This window comes from Clostridium sp. 1001270J_160509_D11, from assembly GCF_015667935.1.
Taxonomy (GTDB): Bacteria; Bacillota; Clostridia; order Peptostreptococcales; family Peptostreptococcaceae; genus Intestinibacter.
This window is the reverse complement of the sequence record NZ_JADPET010000207.1, coordinates 1-3,391: the sequence shown is the minus strand read 5'-3', so window position 1 is coordinate 3,391 and position 3,391 is coordinate 1. Positions and strand designations below refer to the sequence as shown.

Below are 3,391 nucleotides of genomic sequence, written 5' to 3'. Positions count from 1 at the left end.
TGATAAAATTAATAAGCATAAAATAAGCATTTCTATATACATAATAAATAATATAATTATAGAAATACAAAATTATTATTAAGGAGGAAATGCCGCTTAAACTAAGCGACAGGAATTAATTTGAGAAGAAGAAGAAAAAAAGGTGCAGATATAAAACTATTAAGTTACACTGATTATGTAATAAGAGAAAATATAGAAGATTTAAAAGGGAAGTGGAGCGAAAAGTTCCAAAACAACAACCCAATACATGTAGAGTTCGGTACAGGTCGTGGTAAATTCATAACAACTTTAGCAAAACAAAACCCAGATATAAACTATATAGCTATGGAAATAAAAGAAGAAGTTTTATTAAAAGGTGTTGAAAAAGCAGCTGAAGCTAATTTAAATAATATTGTATTTTTATGGTCAGATGTTTCAAATATATTAGACTACTTCGATAAAGGCGAAATATCTAGAATATACATCAACTTCTGTGATCCATGGCCTAAGAAAAGATGGGCTAAAAGAAGATTACTTCATAGAAGCTTCTTAGATAAATACGCTACTATATTAGAAGATAAAGGCGAAATACACTTCAAAACTGATAACGTAGGTTTATTTGAGTTCTCATTAAACGAAGTAGCAGATTGCAATTGGAAATTAAAAAACATATCATTAGACTTAGCTAATAATGATGAGTTTGAAAATGTGACTACAGAGTACGAAGATAAATTTATGTCACAAAATATAAAAATACATCGTTTAGAAGCAGTAAAACCTCTATAATTATTGAATCCTATATAAAATAGTAGAAATTATTGTTACGAAAGTGCCGGCTATTTACAAGGATTGTTGATAATAACAATAGAAAATAATTAATATATTTTAACTGAAAGGAGGAAACTGTCATATAGAGTTTATTATGGCAGTGAATTAGTATGAAATATATTAAACTTTGTTCTATTATATTATTATCGATAATTCTAAGTATAGCCGGCACTTTTTATATACCTTCTGCTTTAAACCAAGTATGCGCTATAAATAAAAATAAAGCTTTATCAGACAAAGAGCTTCAAAAGTTATTTCCAGATGCCAACTTTAGAAATACGATAACTAGAAACTTTAAGCACCAAGAAATAACATTAAACAAAATAGCTTCTTTATCCGGTGAATTAAATGCAAACAACGAAAATATAGAAGATTTAACAGGAATATCATATCTCGAAAATATAGATAGCTTTATATTTTGGAATAATAATATAAAACAAGTCCCAGAAGAAATACTAAAACTAAAAAAAATAAAATCCATCAACCTAGCCAACAACTACATAACAGATTCTACTGTAATAAATCAACTAATACAAAATAACGTAGATGTAAACTCCGACTTAAACTTTATAAAACAAGGTCAAAATCAATATATGCTTTGTCCAAAATACAATAAACTCACACTAAAGCAAGGTGACACTATATCAGTCAACAAACTAATATATAAATACATAGACTCATACGAAAAGTATTGGGAGGTAACTAAGGAAATCTCCACAAATGCATCATTTATGGTATCAATAGACGATAGTAAAGTAGTAAACCTAGAAAAAGATACAGTTCTAAAAGCTCAATCTAAAGGAAACTGCACTATAAAAATATCAATAGACGACAATTACTATCCAAGATCCACAACAACTATAAATATAGAAGTAAAAAAATAAATAAAAATTCGCTTCGCTCATGGCGCCAACGACTTCGTCCGTTGCTTAAAATTCACTTCGCTCATAGCGCCAACGAGTCGTAGATTACGTTACTTAAATTAATAAGTTAGAAAATAAAAAGACTAATCATTTGTATTTAACTAATGATTAGTCTTTTTTTATAGTAATTTATCTCTTTTTTAATTTACCTTTTTTCCCTCTTGTAAGTGTAGTTCCAACCAAGATAACTACATAGTAAAAAATATATAAAAACATCTTTACATTATCTGCTTCAAAGCCAAACACTTCTTTGGCGTCATTTGGCATAACTATTATAAGTGAGGCTATCAATATAAGTAGGGGATTTATTAGAATTTGCCTCTCTGAAGTCAGTAATAATATGTTGCCAATCCACCCTATAGAAAGACAAAGAAATACTATCTTAAAAATAAATTCAAAATTGTCAAACATAAATTCATCCTTTCAAGTCTCAATTATTCTAAATAATAAATTATATTATTTTTTCATATTACACTAATATATAGTTTATAATAAATTATATAACGTTTTAAATAAAATATAAATATTTTTAAGATAAATTTAATACATATATATATTACAAATTCAGCATATATTTAATTATAACAGATAGGTTTATTTCTTAAAGGAGGGGAGATTTATATGTATGCACAAGCTTTTGGAGCCATTTTAGGACTTATTATATGTTTATATGAGTATGTTTATGGCGACTTTGTTGTAATGGGCAATATACCTACTTCAAATTTAAACATATTGAGTTTGATTTGTGGTTATACATTATACCCACTATGTATAACATTATTTTTTATGAGTTTTGCACTGAATATATATAAAGAAAAACAAAGTACATATCAAAAATTAGATAAGATAAATAAGATAGTAGCCCATTTTGCAGCAGGTATAGGTCTTTTAGGATGCAAATACTACTTTATTATTCCATGTCTCTTAATACTACATAAGTATTATATGGAGGTTTTGTTTGAAGGGGATTTAAATAAAAAGACAGAAGCTCAAAAGCAACAAGAGATAATCTGGCTTTTAAACAACAACTTCGGAAAACATATAATCGTCAAATTATTAAATGTATCATATGAAGAAGTAGAGATATTAAATCTTATGTATTGTAAAAAGAAAAAATATTTATAATTTTAAAAAGCCTTCATATAGAGTTAAATATCTATTTAAAGGCTTTTAGTTTGTATATTTACTAAAGACTTATATATTTTGTATATATACTTAAATACTTCTATATAAGTATAATATTTATAAAATTCTTTGCTTTTTAGACATTATATAAGCTACTTCTAATATATCCCCACCTGTTATATTAGTAATCTTGACTCTATCTCCATTATATTTAAATATAATATATTTATTTTTATAATCATCTTCTTTAACATTAAAAGATGTGATTAGTTTATATTCAAAATCGTGTACTACAGATAAATCCCTTCCTTTATATTTACAAAATAAAACTCTTTTATTCGTCACTAATAAAACCCCATCTTGATCTACTATAGTAAAATCAATAAAGCTCTTTAAGTTGCAATTTAAAGAAGCTAATATATCTTCATCTTCCTCAAGAACAGATATTGTAAAATCTAAATTCCCCCATCTTTTTCAAGATAAATTCTTAGATAAAATTGTCCAGCTTCTTTTACGTACTCAATATCTACTATTTC

5 protein-coding genes are annotated in these 3,391 nt (G+C 26.4%); 3 read left to right on the top strand and 2 right to left on the bottom strand.

Annotation, left to right across the window (positions count from 1 at the left end; all coding sequences use genetic code 11):
• The first annotated feature begins 120 nt into the window (after window positions 1-120).
• Window positions 121-765, top strand: coding sequence for a tRNA (guanosine(46)-N7)-methyltransferase TrmB (gene trmB, locus I4U58_RS13180; RefSeq protein ID WP_195931798.1), 645 nt, complete (start codon window positions 121-123; stop codon window positions 763-765).
• Between the two features lie 152 nt (window positions 766-917).
• Window positions 918-1,691 carry a hypothetical protein gene (locus I4U58_RS13175; protein WP_195931797.1) on the top strand — a complete coding sequence of 258 codons (774 nt, stop codon included), beginning with the start codon at window positions 918-920 and terminating at the stop codon, window positions 1,689-1,691.
• Window positions 1,692-1,859: 168 nt separating this feature from the next.
• On the opposite strand, the gene I4U58_RS13170 is transcribed toward I4U58_RS13175, so the two are convergent.
• A complete protein-coding gene (locus I4U58_RS13170; RefSeq protein ID WP_195931796.1) occupies window positions 1,860-2,141 on the bottom strand; it encodes a hypothetical protein in 282 nt (93 codons plus the stop codon).
• A 210-nt stretch (window positions 2,142-2,351) separates the two neighbouring features.
• On the opposite strand from I4U58_RS13170, the gene I4U58_RS13165 reads away from it, so the two are divergent.
• Complete coding sequence (locus I4U58_RS13165; RefSeq protein WP_195931795.1) at window positions 2,352-2,855, top strand: hypothetical protein; 504 nt, start codon at window positions 2,352-2,354, stop codon at window positions 2,853-2,855.
• Window positions 2,856-2,972: 117 nt separating this feature from the next.
• On the opposite strand, the gene I4U58_RS13160 is transcribed toward I4U58_RS13165, so the two are convergent.
• Window positions 2,973-3,302, bottom strand: a complete 330-nt coding sequence (locus I4U58_RS13160; RefSeq protein WP_195931799.1) for a PH domain-containing protein — start codon at window positions 3,300-3,302, stop codon at window positions 2,973-2,975.
• Between the last annotated feature and the right edge of the window lie 89 nt (window positions 3,303-3,391).

Coding starts and splice junctions, on each gene's coding strand:
- I4U58_RS13165 (WP_195931795.1), top strand. CDS start 2,352: ATGTATGCACAAGCTTTTGGAGCCATTTTAGGACTTATTATATGTTTA.
- I4U58_RS13170 (WP_195931796.1), bottom strand. CDS start 2,141: ATGTTTGACAATTTTGAATTTATTTTTAAGATAGTATTTCTTTGTCTT.
- I4U58_RS13175 (WP_195931797.1), top strand. CDS start 918: ATGAAATATATTAAACTTTGTTCTATTATATTATTATCGATAATTCTA.